Here is an 18,183-nt window from a genome sequence, read left to right on the forward strand (position 1 = left end):
GGTTAAGTTTCTAAGAGAAAAACGCTTCCCTTAATCACACAAAACGCATTATCAATCAAAACAACATCCTATTACATCAAAGAACAGAACGCCTTTGTGTTGCATCTTCACGCGCTTGTTTGAAAAAAACATCTTTCAACGCTCATTACACCCCTTTCGTGATAACGCCCGTAAATGGTATACTGTAAATCCATTGCGCACCAACATCTTTACGCTTGAAACAACCCAGCCCCACCATCATTACACCATGACACACTTTTCCAGCTCTCCATGTTGCGACGGCTCTCTACATTTGAGAAGATTTATAAGTGTCATTTTTAGTTTTTTCTTGTACAGTTTTTATCACACGTTAATTCCGTTTGTAACGTACAAGCAAATGGTTTTGATTGATTAAGTTTGAAATGAGAGAATCATAGGGCATTTGGAATTCTCGTTCAATATACAAAAAGTAAAATATTAATATAATCAATATTTTAGTCAATTAAAACCACAAAAAATAAAGCAGCTTTAAGAGTTGAATGACAGACTTCTTAAATTTGGATCCATAAAAAGATATGCATTTTGAAGATATCAAAAAAAAACGTGTTTTAACTTACATATTATTGTTGATTTCTACGTTTTTGGCGCAATTGTTTCCACCATTCAAGACGTTTTACAATTTCACGCTCAAATCCCCGCTCAACGGGTTTATAATAACTCTGACGCCCAAGTTTTTCAGGAAAATATTCTTGTCCTGAGAAAGCATCTGGTTCATCATGGTCATAACAATAACCATCTCCATACCCTTCTTCTTTCATCAGCTTCGTCGGTGCATTAAGGATATGCTTAGGAGGCGGTAAAGAACCATTTTTGCGCGCACAACGCAGAGCTGCTTTATATGCAAGATATGTCGCATTTGACTTTGGTGCAGTTGCAACATAAAGACATGCTTGCGCCAAAGCCAATTCTCCTTCTGGTGACCCCAAATAATCATAGGCATCTTTTGCCGCATTACAAATGACAAGAGCTTGAGGATCTGCCAAACCAACATCTTCAATAGCCATACGAACCAATCTTCGCCCAATATAGAGAGGATCTTCACCCGCATCCAACATACGTGCTAAATAATAAAGCGCCGCATCAGGATCAGAGCCACGAACAGATTTATGCAACGCTGAAATAAGATTATAGTGCCCATCTCGTCCTTTATCATAAATGGGCGCACGACGCTGAATAACTTTTTGCAAAGCACCAGAATCAAGAATCTCTCCTGAACGCACAACAGACCAAACTTCCTCTGCCAATGTCAATGCTACTCGTGCATCACCATCAGACATTCCTATTAAAACGTCTCTGGCACCATTATCCAAAGGAAGAAGCTTTCCTTCCACCTCTTCTGCATGCTTCAAAAGCATATCCAAACTTTCATGATCATGAGAAAGAAATGTTAAAACCCGCGCACGCGAAAGAAGAGCTGCATTAAGTTCAAAAGAAGGATTTTCCGTTGTTGCACCGATAAGTACCACCGTACCATCTTCCATCACAGGAAGAAAACTATCCTGCTGTGCACGATTAAACCGATGAATTTCATCAACAAAGAGAAGCGTTTTATCCCCAGACAAAAAACGCCTCTGCGCAACTTCAAAAATCTTTTTAAGTTCAGCAACGCCCGTAAAAATAGCAGAAACCTGTTCAAACGCAAAATTTGTTTCAAGTGCTAACAAACGTGCAATTGTTGTTTTCCCTGTTCCTGGAGGTCCCCAAAAAATCATCGATCCAATTGAGTCTGCAGCCACCATCCGTGAAAGCAAACCATCTTCTCCAATTAAATGCTTTTGTCCCACAACTTCATTGAGAGAACAAGGACGCATTCTTTCTGCAAGTGGCTGTTTTTTATTAATTTTAGGATCAAACGACGAAGTAAAAAAATCTTTCTCCAAAAAAAACCTCAACGAATAAATTGACGAATATACATGCCATCACGTTCATATTCCAATTGCCAAGTGCGCGAACGCGTTTGCATAAGAACCTTTTTCAATTGATGAACTGTTTGAATCTTATGACCATTTACAGCACGTAAGATATCTCCAGGCCGAAAAATTCCAACAGCATTGCTCATTTCATCAAGATTGGTAATCACAACACCTTTAGCCGATATAGGAAGGTGAAAACGTCGACTATTTTGCGGTGTTAAATCTAACACTTCGGCACCAGCAAGAGGACTATCACCCGTAATTTTTTCAGATTTTAAAAATGCAGTTTCCGATATTGATGCAACCGTTATTTGTGTTTTTAAAGTTTTGCCACTTCGTAAATATTCTAAAGCAAGACTATGACCAACGTCAGCTGTCATCAAACGATACCCAAGACTATCTGGATTATCAACGTGCATCCCCTGCACACTCAAAATAACATCACCTACTTTCAAGCCGGCTTTTTCAGCAGGACTGTCTTTAATAACTTCAATAATAAGAGCACCATAGGGACGTTCTAAACCTAAACCACCAGCAATATCAGGGGTAACATTTTGAAAAGATGCCCCAATATAAGGCGGCATAAAATATTTTCCACCACGTTTAACAGTACCAAGCATCACTTTTACAAGATTAACTGGAATAGCAAAACCAATCCCTACAGAACCACCGGAACGGGAATAAATAGCGGTATTAATTCCGATTAATTGACCTTTCATATCAATTAAAGCGCCACCAGAGTTTCCTGGATTAATGGCAGCATCTGTTTGAATAAAAAAGTCAAAGTCGGAAATTCCAACACGTGTGCGCGCTTGCGCTGAAACAATACCACTTGTAACCGTTTGACCAACACCAAAAGGATTACCAATAGCCAAAACCAGATCACCAACTTCAACAGTATCAGAATCTCCCAAAGGCAGAACAGGAAACTGAGTATCCTTTACATCAACTTCAAGAATAGCAATATCCGTTGCTTCATCTTTGAGCACGACCTTACTCTCAAATTCTCGCCCATCAGAAAAAGCTACTTTAATTTCGCTTGCATCTTTAATGACATGATAATTTGTAACAATCAAACCACGTGCATCAACAATCACGCCTGATCCTAATGATGATTGTTTACGGACAGGAAAATTATTTTGCAAACGACCAAAAAATTGCTCAAAAAATGGATCACCCTCAAAAGGTGATCGCGCTCTAATTTGTCGAGCGGCATAAATATTGACGACAGATGGCACTGTTTTTTTTACCAAAGGAGCAAATGAAAGAGTGATCTCTTTTTGTGTCTGAGGAACATGAGCGTAGATATGATCAAACGATATCAGCATCATAATCGCACAAAAAAGCCATACCCAAAAAGAATACCTCATCATCTACTCCTTATAAAACCAGCCCATTCTGTTGAAGATTCATAGAATTCTTAAAAAACATCCCGCAAATAAAGGATCTCTATTAATATTTCATAATAGAGACCAAAAACAACCCATTTAAACAATAAATATTATAAAAATCAAATAATTCAATATGCTATAATTTTCTCTTAGTATCTATTTCTCAAGTAAAACAAACTTAAAAATACGCGTAAAAAAACCGCCTAAAACAAGGCGGCTTTTAAAAATCCAATTGAAAAAAAAGCTTATGAGGCCGTTCCCTTTTCATTCTCTAAAGCTTCGATACGAGCACGATCCCCAGCCCCCTTCGCTTCAACATCACGATCAACAAATTCTATAACAGCCATGGGCGCATTATCACCGGTACGAAACCCCGCTTTCATAATACGCAAATATCCACCATTGCGTGATGCATAACGCGGCGCAAGCGTATCAAATAATTTTGCAACTTTCCCTGTATCACGAAGTGCTGCAATTGCTTGCCGACGCGCATGCAAACCTCCACGCTTACCAAGAGTAACAAGTTTTTCAACAATAGGACGAATTTCTTTAGCCTTTGGAAGTGTTGTCACAATCTGCTCATGCTCGATCAACGAAGTTGCCATATTTGCAAACATCGCTTTACGGTGACTGGCAGTCCGATTCAACTTGCGGCCTGACTTACTATGGCGCATAAGCCCTCTCCTTAAATTCTAATTTTAATACTGATCTTCATAGCGTTTAGCAAGATCATCAATGTTTTCAGGCGGCCATGCAGGAATTTCCATTCCAAGATGTAACCCCATACAGGCCAAAACTTCTTTAATCTCATTCAATGACTTACGACCAAAATTTGGAGTCCGAAGCATTTCGGACTCTGTTTTTTGAATAAGATCGCCAATATAGACAATATTATCATTCTTAAGACAATTTGCTGAACGAACGGAAAGCTCTAACTCATCCACTTTTTTGAGAAGTGCAGGGTTAAAGGCAAGCTCAGAATCAGCCTCTTCAACAGGCTCCTTCTGTGGCTCTTCAAAGTTAATAAATAATGATAATTGATCCTGAAGAATACGTGCAGCAAAAGCAACAGCATCCTCTCCATTAACAGCACCATTCGTTTCAATCGTTAACGTCAATTTATCATAATCGAGAACTTGACCTTCACGCGTATTTTCCACTTTATAAGATACTTTACGAATTGGCGAATAAAGACTATCAATTGGAATAAGTCCTATACGACCATCATCAACACAATTACGATCAGATGGAACATACCCCTTCCCTGTGTTAACAATAAATTCCATACGAATTTCAGCATCTTCATCAAGGGTACAGATAACATGATCTGGATTGAGAATTTCCATATCCCCAACGGTATTGATATCCCCAGCCCTCACAACACCAGGCCCTTCTTTATAAACAACGAGACGTTTAGGCCCTTCTTCTTCCATACGAAGCGCAATTTCCTTTATATTCAGAATAATATCTGTAACATCCTCACGAACACCTGGAATTGATGAAAATTCATGTAAGACGCCATCAATCTGTACAGCAGTAATAGCAGCACCACGAAGCGAAGATAACAACACACGACGAAGGGCATTTCCTAATGTTAAGCCAAACCCACGCTCAAGCGGCTCAGCAATTACGCTTGTAATATTGGGATTATCATGCGCACATGATTCAACCTTATTGGGTTTAATAAGTTCCTGCCAGTTTTTCTGGATCATATTTTTATTCCCGTTCTTTAGTTCCGTTACCATTCAATCGTAACGACCAATGTGAACATCAGAGAAATCTCCGACAACAAAAAACAACACCCAATTAAACACGTCGCCTTTTCCGCGGACGACATCCATTATGAGGGATTGGTGTTACATCACGAATAGAAGTAATGACAAAACCAACAGATTGCAATGCACGCAGAGCAGATTCACGCCCTGCCCCAGGACCACAAACTTCAACTTCCAAAGAACGCATACCATGTTCTTGCGCTTTTCTCGCACAATCTTCCGCAGCAACTTGAGCAGCAAAAGGCGTAGATTTACGCGCCCCTTTAAACCCTTGAGCACCTGCAGACGACCACGCAATCGCATTCCCCTGAGCATCAGTAATCGTAATCATTGTATTATTAAATGTTGAATTGATATGCACAACACCCGATGAAATATTCTTACGTTCGCGACGACGAACTCGTGTGGCTTCCTTGGCCATAATTTTCCTTTCAACGATCTCACCACTGCCGTAATATCAGCAGCTCCACCTTCTTTTTCTTGTCAAACCGACTACAACAAGAAACAGAATATATAAAAACCCTTTGCACAGATCCCTATTTTTTCTTACCAGCGATTGCCTTAGCAGGCCCCTTACGTGTACGAGCATTCGTATGTGTACGTTGTCCTCGAACAGGCAAAGACCGACGATGACGCAATCCACGATAACAACCAAGGTCCATCAAACGCTTAACATTCATAGCAACTTCACGACGAAGATCACCTTCAACTTGATACCCCTGATCTATCGCCTCACGAATCTGCAATACCTCAGCATCTGAAAGCTCATGCACACGACGCCCCGTGGGAATACCAACCTTTTCAATAATTTCTTGAGCAAATTTTGGTCCAATCCCGTGGATATATTGAAGCGCGATAATCACACGCTTATTTGTCGGGATATTGACGCCAGCAATACGAGCCACGCCTACTCTCCTTAGTTATGTTGACAAATTATTATAAAATACCTGATGTACCTTATAGAAAAAAATAGACTCAGAACAAAACTCTTCCGAATCCGCCTATTCAACCGAAATAAAACAAAGTTGTTTGTGATAGATTTTATCTCAAAAGTCAACTCTTTTCATTTATCTCTCAAAAAAATCTTATGAAAGAAAACCTTTAATCATACGCGTCACTTCAGCAATACCAATCATTCCATCAATGACCCTTAACATTCCTCTCTCTGAATAAAACTTTGATAAAGGAGATGTTTTTTCACGATATTCTACTAATCTTTTTGCAAAAGCAACAGGGTTATCATCTAAACGAACCTGTCCACCAGCCGCCACCGTCTCCTGAACACGCTTTTTCATACGTTCCATCAAAGCGTCTTCATCAACAGACAACTCAATAACAGCATCAAGCTGCATATTTTTTGACTCAAGTATCTGTTGTAACGCTTCTGCCTGTCCTACAGTCCTTGGATATCCATCCAAAATAAAACCGTTTACACAATCCGCTTCATCAATCCGATCTGATACGATTTGATTAACAATACTATCAGGAACCAAAGCACCAGAACTTATAATAGCTTTAGCTTTTTTACCAATTTCCGTTTCTTTAGCAATAACCTCGCGCAACATATCCCCTGTTGATAAATGAGGAATATTATATTCCTCAGTTAACATTTTAGCTTGCGTCCCTTTTCCCGCTCCGGGAGGACCTAAAAGAACAATCCTCATCGATTTCTTCGACCTCCACGAAGTTTTGATTTTTTTATCAATCCTTCATATTGGTGCGCAACAAGATGCCCTTGAATTTGAGCAACCGTATCAAGAGTAACAGTCACAACAATCAACAAAGACGTCCCCCCAAGATAAAAAGGAACTTGGAATGCGGATATCATAAATTCAGGAAGTAAACAAACCAAGATAATATAAAGTGCACCCACAACAGTAATACGCGTCAAAACATAATCAATATATTCCGCTGTACGCTCACCTGGACGAATTCCTGGAATAAAACCAGAATGTTTTTTCAACTGATCTGCAGTATCACTTGGATTAAACACAATAGCCGTATAAAAAAAGCAAAAAAACGCCATTAAAAATGCATAAATGATCATATAAAGCGGCTGCCCATGACCAAGAGAATAAGAAACGGTTTGCATCCATTGGGGCATTTTATCAGAAAAATTATTAATAGTGGCGGGTAATAACAATAAAGATGAAGCAAAAATAGGCGGAATAACACCAGCAGTATTCAATTTTAAAGGAAGATGCGACATATCACCTTGAAATATTTGATTACCAACTTGACGTTTTGGGTACTGAATAAGAATTCGCCGTTGCGCACGTTCTATAAAAACAATAAGTCCAATAACCAAAACAGCAATAAGAACAATTGCTACTAAAAGGAAAGTTGATAAATCAGCCTGACTATGTGCAGTCAAAAGCTGAGCAAAAGTAGAAGGAAGATTGGCTACAATCCCTGTAAAAATGATCAAAGAAACCCCATTACCAACACCACGTGAAGTAATTTGCTCACCAAGCCACATGAGAAACATTGTCCCGCCAACAAGTGTAATAACAGAAGAGATACGAAACATGAGACCCGGTTCTACAACAATTTGAAGCCCTGTCCCTATACCGCTTTCAAGCGCAACCGCAATACCAAAAGCCTGCAGAATAGCCAATATAACTGTTACATAACGTGTATATTGATTAATAACCTTACGACCTACTTCCCCTTCTTTTTTTAGAGTCTCCAAAGAAGGAATAACGGACGTGAGCAATTGTACAATAATAGATGCCGATATATAAGGCATAATACCCAAGGCAAAAATTGCCATACGCCCAACAGCGCCTCCAGCAAACATATTAAAGAGTCCTAGAACACCTGATGCATGATGTTCAAATGTTTGCCGTAAAGCATCAATATTAATACCCGGAAGAGAAATATAAGTGCCGAAACGATAAACAAGAAGCGCAGCCAGAGTAAACCAGATACGTTTCTTTAATTCAGTTGCACGCGAAAAGGTACCGAAGTTTATATTGGAAGCAAATTGCTCTGCTGCTGATGCCATAAAACGTCTCCACTTCACACTCCAGTTCTTTAAATCACAGAAGTATCCTAAAATTTATATCTTTATACACAAATAATTGCAGAACTTAAACGATTCTTCACAAAATATTCAAAAGAATAGATGTACCTCTTCTCTAAAACACGATTGATATCAAAAAATTATCCAGCAACTTCGGGAAAAATAACCTGACCACCCGCTTTTTCAACCTTAACACGAGCAGCCTGTGAAGCACCAGAAACACGAAAGATAATCTTAGCTTTCAAATCTCCATCAGAAAGAAGACGAACCCCATCCTTCTCGCGACGAATAATACCTGCCTCTTTCAAAGAAATCATATCAACAGGCTTTTCAATATTCAACTTACCAGCATCAACAGCCAACTGAATACGTCCCAGTGAAACTTCATTGTAGGTTTTAGAAAAGAAATTTTTAAATCCACGTTTTGGTAAACGACGATAGATAGGCATTTGCCCACCTTCAAAACCATTAAGAGAAACACCAGAACGGGATTTTTGCCCTTTCACACCACGGCCACCAGTCTTACCAGTCCCCGAACCAATACCACGCCCAACACGCTTACGATTTTTTGTTGCGCCTTCACAATCACGTAGTTCATTGAGTTTCATATCTAATACTCCTGCAACCCTTAATCTTCATCTATAACGCGAACAAGATGCCGAACCCGAGCAATCATACCCCGTACACACAGTGTATCTTCTAAAACGCGTCGCCGATGCATTTTATTAAGTCCAAGCCCCTTTAAGGTTGCACGTTGAATCTGTGAGTTTCGAATAGGACTTCCAATTTGCTCTACCGTCACAGTTTTACCACTCTGAGATTTTTTCTGAACCATTTCCTAATTCCTTTTCTGACAATCTCAGAAACTACCCTTCTACGTCGACTAAATGGCGACGACGCGCCTGCAAAGTCGAATATTTTATACCACGCTGAGCAGCAATATCTCTCGGATGCATTTGATGTTTCAATGCATCAAATGTCGCACGAACCATGTTATAAGGATTTGATGATCCTAGTGATTTTGCAACAACATCCTGCATACCAAGAGCTTCAAAAATAGCGCGCATCGGTCCACCGGCAATAATACCCGTACCAGCAGACGCTGAACGGAGCAAAACACGCCCAGCTCCGTGACGACCTTCAAGATCATGATGCAGTGTACGTCCAGACCGAAGTGGAACATAAATCATCCCACGCTTTGCAGATTCCGTTGCTTTACGAACAGCTTCTGGAACTTCACGGGCTTTACCATGTCCAAAACCCACACGCCCTTTTTGATCTCCAACAACAACAAGAGCAGCAAAACCAAAACGCCGCCCACCCTTTACAACTTTAGCAACACGATTAATATGAACGAGCCTGTCCACAAACTCATTATCGCGTTCTTCTCTTTCTCCACGTTCTTTTTGTGCCATTCCTCATTCCTTTTTCTTTTCCGGAAGCACGATAACAAAGTTCCTCATCAAATCAGAAGAACTTAAACGAAATACTCTAAAGTATCCTCACTCACCCATAAGTTAAGAAACTTTAAAAGTTCAAACCACCCTCACGAGCAGCTTCAGCCAATGCTTTGACTCGACCATGGTATACATAGGCTCCACGATCAAACACCACTTCATGAACACCAGCTTGTTTCGCACGCTCAGCAATTAACTTACCAACAGCAAAAGCGGCTTCTTTATCAGCACCACTTTTTAATGATTTTTTCAAATCACTTTCAAGAGTAGAAGCTGAAACAAGTGTACATCCGCGTAAATCATCAATAACTTGCGCATAGATGTTCTGATTTGAACGATAAACGCTAAGCCGAGGACGATCATGAGAAACCATCTTTATTCGACGACGAACACGCCTTGCACGACGCTGGATAATGTCCTTAGATGAAACCATAATACAAAATCCTTATTTCTTTTTACCTTCTTTACGGAAGATACGTTCATCTGCATGTTTAACACCTTTACCTTTATAAGGCTCAGGTCTCCGATACTCACGAATCTCCGCTGCAACTTGTCCAACTTGCTGTTTATCAATTCCAGAAATAACAATCTCTGTGGGCTTAGGAACAGTTACAGTAACACCCGATGGAACTTTATAAACCACATCATGCGAAAAACCTAGAGAGAGTTGAATATCTTTTCCCTGCAAAGCAGCACGATAACCAACACCATTGATCTCTAATCTTTTTTCAAAACCATCTTTTACACCACAAAAAATGTTTTCAATCATTGAGCGTGACATACCCCATTTAGAGCGCGCATCTTTTGACTGATCCCGCGGCATAACTGATATGACATTCTCCTCGAATTTAACTAAGACTTCATCATTAACGACGTAACTTAGTTCACCTTTTGGACCTTTTGCCTTAACCAGCTGACCTTCAACAGTAGCAGTAACCCCAGAAGGAATTGAAATGGGTTTTTTTCCAATACGAGACATTGTTCTAACCTACTTTTTCTTCCGTTTTCTTGACATACCTTAGAAAACACGACAAAGGAGTTCTCCACCAACATTCTGTTCACGCGCTTCATGATCAGCCATAACACCTTTAGGAGTCGATAAAATCGAAATACCTAAACCATTTGCCACCTGTGGAAGTGACTTAGCAGAAACATACACACGACGACCAGGCTTCGACACACGTGAAATCTCACGAATAGCAGCCATCCCTTCAAAATACTTCAATTCGATTTCAAGCTCAGCTTTCCCATCACCCAAATCAACTTGATTATACCCGCGAATATAACCTTCCGACTGAAGAACATCAAGAACATGCGCACGAAGCTTCGAAGCTGGCGTAATCACCTTGCCTTTTTTACGACCAAGTGCATTACGAATACGTGTTAACATATCACCAAGAGGATCTGACATAGACATTAAATAATCTCCTCTTACCAACTAGACTTTACAATACCAGGAATATGGCCAATAGAGCCAAGTTCACGCAATGCAATCCGTGACATTTTTAACTTACGATAATAAGCCCTCGGACGACCTGAAACTTCACAACGATTACGAATACGAACTTTCGAAGAATTACGCGGCAATTCTGCCAATTGAACAGAAGCTTTAAAACGTTCCTCAAGAGAAACCTTCTGATCCATAACAATTGCTTTCAAACGCGCACGACGTGCAGCATAACGCTTCACCATCACCTCACGACGCTTATTTTTTTCAACGGCACTTACTTTGGCCATAATTTCACCTCGCTACGTTTGCCGTTACGAACGAAACGGAAAATTAAAAGCACGCAATAATTCACGCGCTTCATCATCCGTTTTTGCTGTCGTACAAACGATAATATCCATGCCCCAAATTTGATCAACTTTATCATAGTTGATTTCTGGAAACACAATGTGTTCTTTAATACCCATAGCAAAATTGCCACGACCATCAAAACTCTTTGGATTTAAACCACGAAAGTCACGAACCCGCGGAAGAGCAATCGTAACAAGACGATCTAAAAACTCAAACATACGATCTTTACGCAATGTCACTTTAGCCCCAAGAGGCATTCCTTCACGAACCTTAAAGGTCGCAATAGAATTACGCGCACGGGTAACAACCGCCTTTTGACCTGTTATGAGTCCTAAATCCTCAGCAGCAAGGGAAGGCTTTTTCGAATCCGCAGTTGCCTCACCTATCCCCATATTAATCACAATTTTATCAATCCGCGGTATTTGCATCGCATTTTTGTAATTAAACTTCTCTTGAAGTGCTTTACGTATCACTTCAAAATAATACGCTTTCATACGCGGTATTTGTCTTTCTTCAGCCATTAATCAACTCTCCCGAACGCTTGGCAAAACGTACCTTATTACCATCTGCATTCATACGAAAGCCTACGCGTGTAGGCTTACCATCTTTAGGATCAGCAATCGCCAAATTAGACAGATGAATCGGAGCTTCTTTAGAAATAATTCCAGCTTCTTGCTTCTGCGTTTGACGTTGATGACGCTTAATCATATTAATCCCACGAACAAAAGCCTTATTCTCTTTCGGACTAACCTTAATTACTTCACCACTACATCCTTTATCCTTACCGGATAAAACAACAACTTTATCACCTTTTCGAATCTTCTGCATAATATTAACTCCTTACAGCACTTCAGGAGCAAGCGAGATGATTTTCATATGATTCCTCCCACGCAATTCACGGGGAACAGGTCCAAAGATACGCGTACCAATCGGCTCTTTTTTGTTATCCACTAAAACCGCAGCATTACTATCAAAACGAATGACACTACCATCTGCGCGACGAATATCCTTAGCAGTACGAACCACAACAGCTTTCATAACATCACCCTTTTTAACACGGCCACGAGGAATAGCATCCTTAACCGAAACAACAATAATGTCACCGACCGAAGCATATTTACGCTTTGAACCACCTAACACCTTGATGCACATGACACGACGAGCACCAGAATTATCAGCAACGTCGAGGTTTGTTTGCATCTGAATCATGACTGGCCACCTTTTCTTAACATCTATATCCGCTTGTATCTTTTATACACTCGGATTTGCCTGCCAAATAACGATAAAGTCATCGCCTTCAAATTTATCAACGAAAAACCACTGTTAAATTCTAAAACAATAAACTTAACTCATTACGCTACATTGTCTTTTACAACAATCCAACATTTATCTTTCGAAATTGGTCTAGATTCCTGAATAGAAACTTGATCCCCAATCTTGAATTGGTTGTTTTCGTCATGCGCTTTATAATTTTTAGACTGCCGAACAGTCTTCTTAAGAAGCGGATGAGAATAACGACGCTCAACTTTGACAACGACAGTCTTATCGCTTTTGTCGCTAATAACAACACCCTGCAAAACGCGTTTAGGCATCTCTTATTTCCTTAAACCTTACTTTCACTTAATCTTTGACGAAGAAAAGTCTTAATGCGCGCAATATCACGACGAACTTGTCTAACACGCGCAGTCTTTTCCAATTGACCTGTTGCTTTTTGAAAGCGCAAATTAAATTGTTCTTTCTTTAATTTAGCCAATTCATCTTTCATTTGGTCGAGCGTTTGCGCCCGTAATTCTCTGGCTCTCATCGCTTAACCTCTTTATTCAGCAATACGCTGGATGAAACGCGTTTTTATAGGCAACTTTGCAGCACCCAACCTTAGTGCTTCACGTGCAACATCTTCAGGAACCCCATCAAGCTCAAACATGACGCGCCCAGGAGCAACACGTGCAGCCCAATAATCAACACTTCCCTTACCCTTACCCATACGAACTTCAGTCGGTTTAGATGTAACCGGAAGATCTGGAAAAATGCGAATCCATACACGACCAGAACGTTTCATATAACGTGTAATCGCACGACGCGCCGCTTCAATTTGACGAGCAGTAACCCGCTCCGGCTCAACAGCCTTCAAACCGTAGGCACCGAAATTCAAATCCGTACCACCCTTCGCAACACCGTGAATACGGCCCTTGAACTGCTTACGGAACTTTGTGCGCTTTGGCTGCAACATTGTTCTCTACTCCAAATTTTAGTTCAATCTTAAAAACTAAGCATTTTCGCGGCGACGATTCGATGAAGAACCAGACTGATCAGCTTCCGTAGCACGACGTTCTGAAGCCATCGGATCATGTTCAAGAATCTCACCCTTAAAGACCCAAACTTTAATACCACAAATACCGTAAGCGGTCTTAGCTTCTGCTGTACCGTAATCGACATCAGAACGCAAGGTATGAAGTGGAACACGACCTTCACGATACCATTCCATACGAGCAATTTCAGCACCACCAAGACGACCAGAACAATTGATACGAATACCTTCCGCACCAAGACGCATAGCAGACTGAACAGCACGCTTCATTGCACGACGGAAAGCAACACGACGCTCTAACTGTTGAGCAATTGATTGCGCAATAATCGTAGCATCAATCTCTGGCTTACGAATCTCCACAATATTCAATGAAGTTTCAGCATTGGTCATTTCTGAAAGCTTATGACGAAGCTTTTCGATATCAGCACCCTTTTTACCGATAATCAAACCAGGACGTGCAGAATGAATCGTAACACGACATTTTTTATGAGGACGCTCAATAACAACCTTAGAAATAGCCGCCTGCTTAAGCTCTTCAAGCACATAAGAACGAATTTTCAAATCTTCATGAAGAAGACGTCCATATTCACCACTATCAGCATACCAACGAGAATCCCAAGTCCGATTAACACCAAGACGAAGTCCTATTGGATTGATCTTCTGACCCATTACGCGGCCTCCACTTTTTCGCTAACTTCACGAACAATAATAGTAAGATGTGAGAATGGACGCTCAATTCGACTAGCACGCCCGCGACCACGAACATGAAAACGCTTCATCACGATCGACTTACCAACATAAGCCTCTGCAACAATAAGCGAATCAATGTCAAGATCATGGTTATTTTCTGCGTTTGCAATCGCTGACTCAAGCGTTTTTTTCACAGTAGCAGCAATACGTTTACGCGAAAACATCAAATCAGCAAGCGCTACATTAACTCTTTTACCACGAATCATTGCAGCCACTAAATTAAGCTTCTGCGGACTAACACGAATCGTTCGTGTGACAGCCTTTGCTTCATTATCTTTAAGCTGGCGCGGAACCTTAGCTTTTCCCATTCCTACTTCCTCTTCGCTTTTTTATCGGCACCATGACCATAATAAGTCCGGGTAGGAGCGAACTCACCAAACTTATGTCCAACCATCTCTTCAGAAACAGAAACAGGAATATGCTTATTGCCGTTGTAAACACCAAAAGTTAAACCAACAAACTGCGGTAAAATAGTAGAGCGACGACTCCATATTTTTATAACTTCATTGCGCCCACTTGCACGTACCTTCTCTGCTTTACCAAGAAGATAGCCGTCAACAAACGGACCTTTCCAAACTGAACGAACCACTTCAGACTACCTTTCTTATTTCTTGCGCTGATGACGCGTACGCATAATAAACTTATCAGTGGCTTTATTGGAGCGCGTACGCTTACCTTTTGTAGGTTTACCCCAAGGAGACACTGGATGACGCCCCCCCGATGTACGACCTTCACCGCCACCGTGCGGATGATCAACGGGGTTCATAGCAACACCCCGAACATGTGGACGTTTACCACGCCATCGTGACCGACCTGCCTTACCGTCATTAATATTCCCATGATCAGGATTCGAAACAGCACCAACAGTTGCAAAACAACCGCTAGAGACCAAACGCTGCTCACCAGAATTTAAACGAAGAATAGCCATCCCATGATCTCGTCCAACCAACTGCGCATAAGCACCCGCTGAACGCGCAATCTGCCCCCCTTTTCCTGGCTTCATTTCAACATTATGAATAATTGTACCAACCGGCATACTGCCAAGGGGCATAGCATTTCCTGGTTTAACATCAACATTTAAACCAGCGATAATAGAATCACCAACACCAAGACGCTGTGGTGCAAGGATATAACTTAATTGTCCATCCTCATAGCGAATTAAAGCGATAAAAGCAGTGCGATTAGGATCATACTCTAAACGCTCAACTTTCGCTGAAACATCACGCTTAAGACGCTTAAAGTCGACAAAGCGATAACTTCGTTTATGACCACCACCCTGAAAACGAGCAGTAACACGACCGCGGTTATTTCGTCCACCCTTTGAAGACAAACCTTCAGTCAACATCTTTACGGGTTTTCCCTTATAAAGACCAGAACGTTCCACAATGACAAGCTGACGCTGCCCAGGTGTCGTTGGATTAAATTGCTTAAGTGCCATTATTCCTATCTCCGAGCCTCTTTAAAGACCTGTCGAAACGTCGATAGTCTGACCACTGGCCAGAGTTACGATCGCTTTTTTGACATCACTCTGCCGACCAACAATACCTTTGAAACGTTTCACCTTACCCTTACGGACTATCGTGTTAACTGCTTTAACTTTTACGCTAAAAAGCGCCTCAACAGCAGCCTTAATTTCAGGTTTCGTCGCTTTCGGCGCGACATTAAAAGCAACTTGATTATATTCAGAAATCATAGTCGACTTTTCAGTAATAACTGGACTAATAATTACATCATAATGGCGAAGATCTGTCATTTAAAACGCTCCTCAAGAGCCTCAACAGCGGCCTTTGATAAAACAAGTTTGCTGCGACGCAAAATATCATAAACATTAATTCCCTGAATGGGCAAAATATCAATATTCGGGATATTCGATGCTGCACGAAAAAAGTTAATATCAATCTCTTTACCACCAATCAAGAGAGCATTATTAAACCCAAGCTTAGAAAAATGAGAAACAAGCTTTTTCGTTTTAGCATCCTTAACAGTCAACTCATCCACAACAATTAAATCTTTTGCTTTTAATTTTGCAGATAAAGCAAGACGTAACCCAAGAGCGCGAACTTTTTTAGGAAGATCATGCGCATGACTACGAGTCACCGGCCCATGTGCCTTACCTCCACCTCGAAATTGTGGTGCACGGGCAGATGAATGTCGAGCACGCCCAGTTCCCTTTTGTTTAAACATCTTCGCCCCTGTACGTGACACATCAGAGCGCCCTTGTGATTGATGGGTTCCCTGTTGACGACGTGCAAGTTGCCAACGAACAACACGCTGTAAAATATCCTCACGCGGAACAAGATCAAAGATAGACTCAGAAACCTTTAATTTACCAGCTTCATTACCATCAAGAGTTTTAATTACAAGATCCATTATTAGGCTCCCTCAACTTCAGAGGTTTCCGTCACCGGAGCAATCATTTCCGTTTTCTCCTTCACAAGACGGCGAATACCAGCAGGCTTTGGAGCATTATCAGGAAGCGGTTTCTTCACGGCATCTCTTACCAAAATCCAAGAACCCTTAGAACCAGAAACAGCACCACGCACTAAAATTAAACCACGCTCAATATCAGTGGAAATAACTTCAATATTTTGTGTTGTTACACGCACCTGCCCCATATGGCCAGCCATTTTTTTCCCTTTAAAAACTTTACCAGGATCTTGGCACTGCCCCGTAGAACCATGAGCACGATGTGTAATCGAATTACCATGGGAGGCACGGTGCCCGCCAAAGTTATGCCGTTTCATAACACCGGCAAATCCCTTACCAATACTGGTTCCTGTCACATCAACGCGCTGTCCTGGAACAAAATGCTCCACTGTAATCTCAGTACCGATATCAAGAAGATTATCGGGGCTCACGCGAAATTCTGCTATTTTAGCCTTAGGCTCAACAGAAGCCTTAGCAAAATGTCCACGAAGAGCTTGTGAAGTATTCTTAACCTTAGCAAAGCCTACACCTAATTGAACAGCAGTATAACCATTCTTTTCAACTGTACGCTGAGCAACGACTTGACAATTCTCCAAACGAAGTACTGTCACCGGCACATGCTCTCCAGCATCATTATAAATACGGGTCATGCCCAGCTTCTGTGCTATTACACCTGAACGCATCGGGTCTGTTCCTTCTGTCCTCAAACCTCAGAGCTTAATTTCTACATCCACACCAGCAGAAAGATCGAGCTTCATAAGCGCATCCACTGTTTGCGGCGTTGGATCAACAATATCAAGAAGACGCTTATGCGTACGCATCTCAAACTGCTCACGGCTCTTCTTATCGATATGTGGTCCACGATTGACTGTAAATTTCTCAATCCGCGTCGGAAGCGGAACGGGACCACGGACATTTGCACCAGTCCGCTTAGCTGTCGACACAATTTCACGCGTCGACGTATCCAGAATTCTATGGTCAAACGCTTTCAAGCGAATGCGAATATTTTGACTGTTCATGCTCTTTATTTCCCTGTCATATAAAGCGCCTTTAATAATCAAGGCGCTTAACAAGCATTATTTATTCAATGATTTTAGAGACGATACCGGCACCAACAGTACGACCACCTTCACGAATAGCAAAACGAAGCTTCTCTTCCATCGCTATTGGAACAATCAGAGACACATCCATCGCAACATTATCACCTGGCATAACCATTTCTGTTCCTTCTGGAAGCGTAACAATTCCTGTAACATCCGTCGTACGGAAGTAAAACTGTGGACGATAATTTGTGAAAAAC

The 18,183-nt window shown here is 41.2% G+C and carries 29 protein-coding genes and 1 pseudogene; all 30 read right to left on the reverse strand.

Annotated features, from left to right (window positions below):
• Positions 1–599: 599 nt before the first annotated feature.
• Positions 600–1,919, reverse strand: coding sequence for a replication-associated recombination protein A (locus CER18_RS07475; protein WP_100129406.1), 1,320 nt, complete (start codon positions 1,917–1,919; stop codon positions 600–602).
• Between the two features lie 8 nt (positions 1,920–1,927).
• Positions 1,928–3,322 (reverse strand): DegQ family serine endoprotease, encoded by a 1,395-nt coding sequence (locus CER18_RS07480; RefSeq protein WP_100129407.1) that lies wholly within the window; start codon positions 3,320–3,322, stop codon positions 1,928–1,930.
• Between the two features lie 266 nt (positions 3,323–3,588).
• Entirely contained in the window at positions 3,589–4,017 is a 429-nt protein-coding gene (gene rplQ / locus CER18_RS07485) for a 50S ribosomal protein L17 (RefSeq protein ID WP_100129408.1), read from the reverse strand.
• A 24-nt stretch (positions 4,018–4,041) separates the two neighbouring features.
• A complete protein-coding gene (locus CER18_RS07490) occupies positions 4,042–5,055 on the reverse strand; it encodes a DNA-directed RNA polymerase subunit alpha (protein ID WP_100129409.1) in 1,014 nt (337 codons plus the stop codon).
• Between the two features lie 94 nt (positions 5,056–5,149).
• On the reverse strand, positions 5,150–5,539 hold the full coding sequence (gene rpsK, locus CER18_RS07495; RefSeq protein WP_005773294.1) for a 30S ribosomal protein S11: 390 nt from the start codon (positions 5,537–5,539) through the stop codon (positions 5,150–5,152).
• A gap of 115 nt (positions 5,540–5,654) precedes the next feature.
• Entirely contained in the window at positions 5,655–6,023 is a 369-nt protein-coding gene (gene rpsM, locus CER18_RS07500) for a 30S ribosomal protein S13 (RefSeq protein WP_100129410.1), read from the reverse strand.
• A gap of 180 nt (positions 6,024–6,203) precedes the next feature.
• Complete coding sequence (locus CER18_RS07505) at positions 6,204–6,782, reverse strand: adenylate kinase (RefSeq protein WP_100129411.1); 579 nt, start codon at positions 6,780–6,782, stop codon at positions 6,204–6,206.
• Positions 6,779–8,125 carry a preprotein translocase subunit SecY gene (gene secY, locus CER18_RS07510; RefSeq protein WP_100129412.1) on the reverse strand — a complete coding sequence of 449 codons (1,347 nt, stop codon included), beginning with the start codon at positions 8,123–8,125 and terminating at the stop codon, positions 6,779–6,781. The genes CER18_RS07505 and secY overlap by 4 nt, the downstream gene beginning before the upstream one ends.
• Before the next feature lie 158 nt (positions 8,126–8,283).
• Complete coding sequence (rplO, locus tag CER18_RS07515) at positions 8,284–8,751, reverse strand: 50S ribosomal protein L15 (RefSeq protein WP_100129413.1); 468 nt, start codon at positions 8,749–8,751, stop codon at positions 8,284–8,286.
• A gap of 20 nt (positions 8,752–8,771) precedes the next feature.
• Complete coding sequence (gene rpmD, locus CER18_RS07520; protein ID WP_100129414.1) at positions 8,772–8,978, reverse strand: 50S ribosomal protein L30; 207 nt, start codon at positions 8,976–8,978, stop codon at positions 8,772–8,774.
• Between the two features lie 31 nt (positions 8,979–9,009).
• Positions 9,010–9,558 carry a 30S ribosomal protein S5 gene (rpsE, locus tag CER18_RS07525; protein WP_005773287.1) on the reverse strand — a complete coding sequence of 183 codons (549 nt, stop codon included), beginning with the start codon at positions 9,556–9,558 and terminating at the stop codon, positions 9,010–9,012.
• Between the two features lie 112 nt (positions 9,559–9,670).
• On the reverse strand, positions 9,671–10,033 hold the full coding sequence (gene rplR / locus CER18_RS07530; protein WP_100129415.1) for a 50S ribosomal protein L18: 363 nt from the start codon (positions 10,031–10,033) through the stop codon (positions 9,671–9,673).
• Between the two features lie 12 nt (positions 10,034–10,045).
• Positions 10,046–10,579 (reverse strand): 50S ribosomal protein L6, encoded by a 534-nt coding sequence (gene rplF, locus CER18_RS07535; RefSeq protein ID WP_039758092.1) that lies wholly within the window; start codon positions 10,577–10,579, stop codon positions 10,046–10,048.
• Positions 10,580–10,618: 39 nt separating this feature from the next.
• Positions 10,619–11,017, reverse strand: coding sequence for a 30S ribosomal protein S8 (gene rpsH / locus CER18_RS07540; RefSeq protein ID WP_100129416.1), 399 nt, complete (start codon positions 11,015–11,017; stop codon positions 10,619–10,621).
• 14 nt (positions 11,018–11,031) lie between these two features.
• Complete coding sequence (gene rpsN / locus CER18_RS07545) at positions 11,032–11,337, reverse strand: 30S ribosomal protein S14 (protein WP_005773283.1); 306 nt, start codon at positions 11,335–11,337, stop codon at positions 11,032–11,034.
• Positions 11,338–11,361: 24 nt separating this feature from the next.
• On the reverse strand, positions 11,362–11,919 hold the full coding sequence (rplE, locus tag CER18_RS07550; RefSeq protein WP_100129417.1) for a 50S ribosomal protein L5: 558 nt from the start codon (positions 11,917–11,919) through the stop codon (positions 11,362–11,364).
• Positions 11,912–12,226, reverse strand: coding sequence for a 50S ribosomal protein L24 (gene rplX, locus CER18_RS07555; protein WP_015856579.1), 315 nt, complete (start codon positions 12,224–12,226; stop codon positions 11,912–11,914). Before rplX ends, rplE begins: the two co-directional genes overlap by 8 nt.
• Positions 12,227–12,238: 12 nt before the next feature.
• Positions 12,239–12,607, reverse strand: coding sequence for a 50S ribosomal protein L14 (gene rplN / locus CER18_RS07560; protein ID WP_004855715.1), 369 nt, complete (start codon positions 12,605–12,607; stop codon positions 12,239–12,241).
• Positions 12,608–12,750: 143 nt separating this feature from the next.
• A complete protein-coding gene (rpsQ, locus tag CER18_RS07565; protein WP_012231991.1) occupies positions 12,751–12,990 on the reverse strand; it encodes a 30S ribosomal protein S17 in 240 nt (79 codons plus the stop codon).
• 11 nt (positions 12,991–13,001) lie between these two features.
• Positions 13,002–13,202, reverse strand: a complete 201-nt coding sequence (rpmC, locus tag CER18_RS07570; protein ID WP_100129418.1) for a 50S ribosomal protein L29 — start codon at positions 13,200–13,202, stop codon at positions 13,002–13,004.
• A gap of 12 nt (positions 13,203–13,214) precedes the next feature.
• The gene (gene rplP, locus CER18_RS07575; protein WP_005773276.1) at positions 13,215–13,628 is read right to left on the reverse strand and encodes a 50S ribosomal protein L16; all 414 of its coding nucleotides are present in this window, start codon (positions 13,626–13,628) and stop codon (positions 13,215–13,217) included.
• A 36-nt stretch (positions 13,629–13,664) separates the two neighbouring features.
• Entirely contained in the window at positions 13,665–14,375 is a 711-nt protein-coding gene (gene rpsC, locus CER18_RS07580; RefSeq protein WP_100129419.1) for a 30S ribosomal protein S3, read from the reverse strand.
• A complete protein-coding gene (rplV, locus tag CER18_RS07585) occupies positions 14,375–14,764 on the reverse strand; it encodes a 50S ribosomal protein L22 (RefSeq protein ID WP_100129420.1) in 390 nt (129 codons plus the stop codon). The genes rpsC and rplV overlap by 1 nt, the downstream gene beginning before the upstream one ends.
• 2 nt (positions 14,765–14,766) lie before the next feature.
• Entirely contained in the window at positions 14,767–15,045 is a 279-nt protein-coding gene (gene rpsS, locus CER18_RS07590) for a 30S ribosomal protein S19 (protein ID WP_004855734.1), read from the reverse strand.
• A gap of 15 nt (positions 15,046–15,060) precedes the next feature.
• On the reverse strand, positions 15,061–15,894 hold the full coding sequence (gene rplB / locus CER18_RS07595) for a 50S ribosomal protein L2 (protein WP_100129421.1): 834 nt from the start codon (positions 15,892–15,894) through the stop codon (positions 15,061–15,063).
• Between the two features lie 21 nt (positions 15,895–15,915).
• Complete coding sequence (locus CER18_RS07600; RefSeq protein WP_005773270.1) at positions 15,916–16,209, reverse strand: 50S ribosomal protein L23; 294 nt, start codon at positions 16,207–16,209, stop codon at positions 15,916–15,918.
• Complete coding sequence (gene rplD / locus CER18_RS07605) at positions 16,206–16,826, reverse strand: 50S ribosomal protein L4 (protein ID WP_100129422.1); 621 nt, start codon at positions 16,824–16,826, stop codon at positions 16,206–16,208. Before rplD ends, CER18_RS07600 begins: the two co-directional genes overlap by 4 nt.
• Before the next feature lie 2 nt (positions 16,827–16,828).
• Positions 16,829–17,566 (reverse strand): 50S ribosomal protein L3, encoded by a 738-nt coding sequence (gene rplC, locus CER18_RS07610; protein ID WP_100129423.1) that lies wholly within the window; start codon positions 17,564–17,566, stop codon positions 16,829–16,831.
• Positions 17,567–17,593: 27 nt separating this feature from the next.
• A complete protein-coding gene (rpsJ, locus tag CER18_RS07615; RefSeq protein ID WP_100129424.1) occupies positions 17,594–17,902 on the reverse strand; it encodes a 30S ribosomal protein S10 in 309 nt (102 codons plus the stop codon).
• A gap of 61 nt (positions 17,903–17,963) precedes the next feature.
• Positions 17,964–18,183, reverse strand: a pseudogene (gene tuf, locus CER18_RS07620) (elongation factor Tu); the annotation flags it as partial.

This window comes from Bartonella tribocorum (assembly GCF_002777915.1).
Taxonomy (GTDB): domain Bacteria; phylum Pseudomonadota; class Alphaproteobacteria; order Rhizobiales; family Rhizobiaceae; genus Bartonella; species Bartonella tribocorum_A.

What these genes read in the sequence shown, in the direction of transcription:
- CER18_RS07480 (WP_100129407.1), bottom strand. Translation starts at nt 3,322, where the DNA reads ATGAGGTATTCTTTTTGGGTATGGCTTTTTTGTGCGATTATGATGCTG.
- rplQ (WP_100129408.1), bottom strand. Translation starts at nt 4,017, where the DNA reads ATGCGCCATAGTAAGTCAGGCCGCAAGTTGAATCGGACTGCCAGTCAC.
- CER18_RS07490 (WP_100129409.1), bottom strand. Translation starts at nt 5,055, where the DNA reads ATGATCCAGAAAAACTGGCAGGAACTTATTAAACCCAATAAGGTTGAA.
- rpsK (WP_005773294.1), bottom strand. Translation starts at nt 5,539, where the DNA reads ATGGCCAAGGAAGCCACACGAGTTCGTCGTCGCGAACGTAAGAATATT.
- CER18_RS07505 (WP_100129411.1), bottom strand. Translation starts at nt 6,782, where the DNA reads ATGAGGATTGTTCTTTTAGGTCCTCCCGGAGCGGGAAAAGGGACGCAA.
- secY (WP_100129412.1), bottom strand. Translation starts at nt 8,125, where the DNA reads ATGGCATCAGCAGCAGAGCAATTTGCTTCCAATATAAACTTCGGTACC.
- rplO (WP_100129413.1), bottom strand. Translation starts at nt 8,751, where the DNA reads ATGAAACTCAATGAACTACGTGATTGTGAAGGCGCAACAAAAAATCGT.
- rpmD (WP_100129414.1), bottom strand. Translation starts at nt 8,978, where the DNA reads ATGGTTCAGAAAAAATCTCAGAGTGGTAAAACTGTGACGGTAGAGCAA.
- rpsE (WP_005773287.1), bottom strand. Translation starts at nt 9,558, where the DNA reads ATGGCACAAAAAGAACGTGGAGAAAGAGAAGAACGCGATAATGAGTTT.
- rplR (WP_100129415.1), bottom strand. Translation starts at nt 10,033, where the DNA reads ATGGTTTCATCTAAGGACATTATCCAGCGTCGTGCAAGGCGTGTTCGT.
- rplF (WP_039758092.1), bottom strand. Translation starts at nt 10,579, where the DNA reads ATGTCTCGTATTGGAAAAAAACCCATTTCAATTCCTTCTGGGGTTACT.
- rpsH (WP_100129416.1), bottom strand. Translation starts at nt 11,017, where the DNA reads ATGTCTATGTCAGATCCTCTTGGTGATATGTTAACACGTATTCGTAAT.
- rpsN (WP_005773283.1), bottom strand. Translation starts at nt 11,337, where the DNA reads ATGGCCAAAGTAAGTGCCGTTGAAAAAAATAAGCGTCGTGAGGTGATG.
- rplE (WP_100129417.1), bottom strand. Translation starts at nt 11,919, where the DNA reads ATGGCTGAAGAAAGACAAATACCGCGTATGAAAGCGTATTATTTTGAA.
- rplX (WP_015856579.1), bottom strand. Translation starts at nt 12,226, where the DNA reads ATGCAGAAGATTCGAAAAGGTGATAAAGTTGTTGTTTTATCCGGTAAG.
- rplN (WP_004855715.1), bottom strand. Translation starts at nt 12,607, where the DNA reads ATGATTCAGATGCAAACAAACCTCGACGTTGCTGATAATTCTGGTGCT.
- rpsQ (WP_012231991.1), bottom strand. Translation starts at nt 12,990, where the DNA reads ATGCCTAAACGCGTTTTGCAGGGTGTTGTTATTAGCGACAAAAGCGAT.
- rpmC (WP_100129418.1), bottom strand. Translation starts at nt 13,202, where the DNA reads ATGAGAGCCAGAGAATTACGGGCGCAAACGCTCGACCAAATGAAAGAT.
- rplP (WP_005773276.1), bottom strand. Translation starts at nt 13,628, where the DNA reads ATGTTGCAGCCAAAGCGCACAAAGTTCCGTAAGCAGTTCAAGGGCCGT.
- rpsC (WP_100129419.1), bottom strand. Translation starts at nt 14,375, where the DNA reads ATGGGTCAGAAGATCAATCCAATAGGACTTCGTCTTGGTGTTAATCGG.
- rplV (WP_100129420.1), bottom strand. Translation starts at nt 14,764, where the DNA reads ATGGGAAAAGCTAAGGTTCCGCGCCAGCTTAAAGATAATGAAGCAAAG.
- rplB (WP_100129421.1), bottom strand. Translation starts at nt 15,894, where the DNA reads ATGGCACTTAAGCAATTTAATCCAACGACACCTGGGCAGCGTCAGCTT.
- CER18_RS07600 (WP_005773270.1), bottom strand. Translation starts at nt 16,209, where the DNA reads ATGACAGATCTTCGCCATTATGATGTAATTATTAGTCCAGTTATTACT.
- rplD (WP_100129422.1), bottom strand. Translation starts at nt 16,826, where the DNA reads ATGGATCTTGTAATTAAAACTCTTGATGGTAATGAAGCTGGTAAATTA.
- rplC (WP_100129423.1), bottom strand. Translation starts at nt 17,566, where the DNA reads ATGCGTTCAGGTGTAATAGCACAGAAGCTGGGCATGACCCGTATTTAT.
- rpsJ (WP_100129424.1), bottom strand. Translation starts at nt 17,902, where the DNA reads ATGAACAGTCAAAATATTCGCATTCGCTTGAAAGCGTTTGACCATAGA.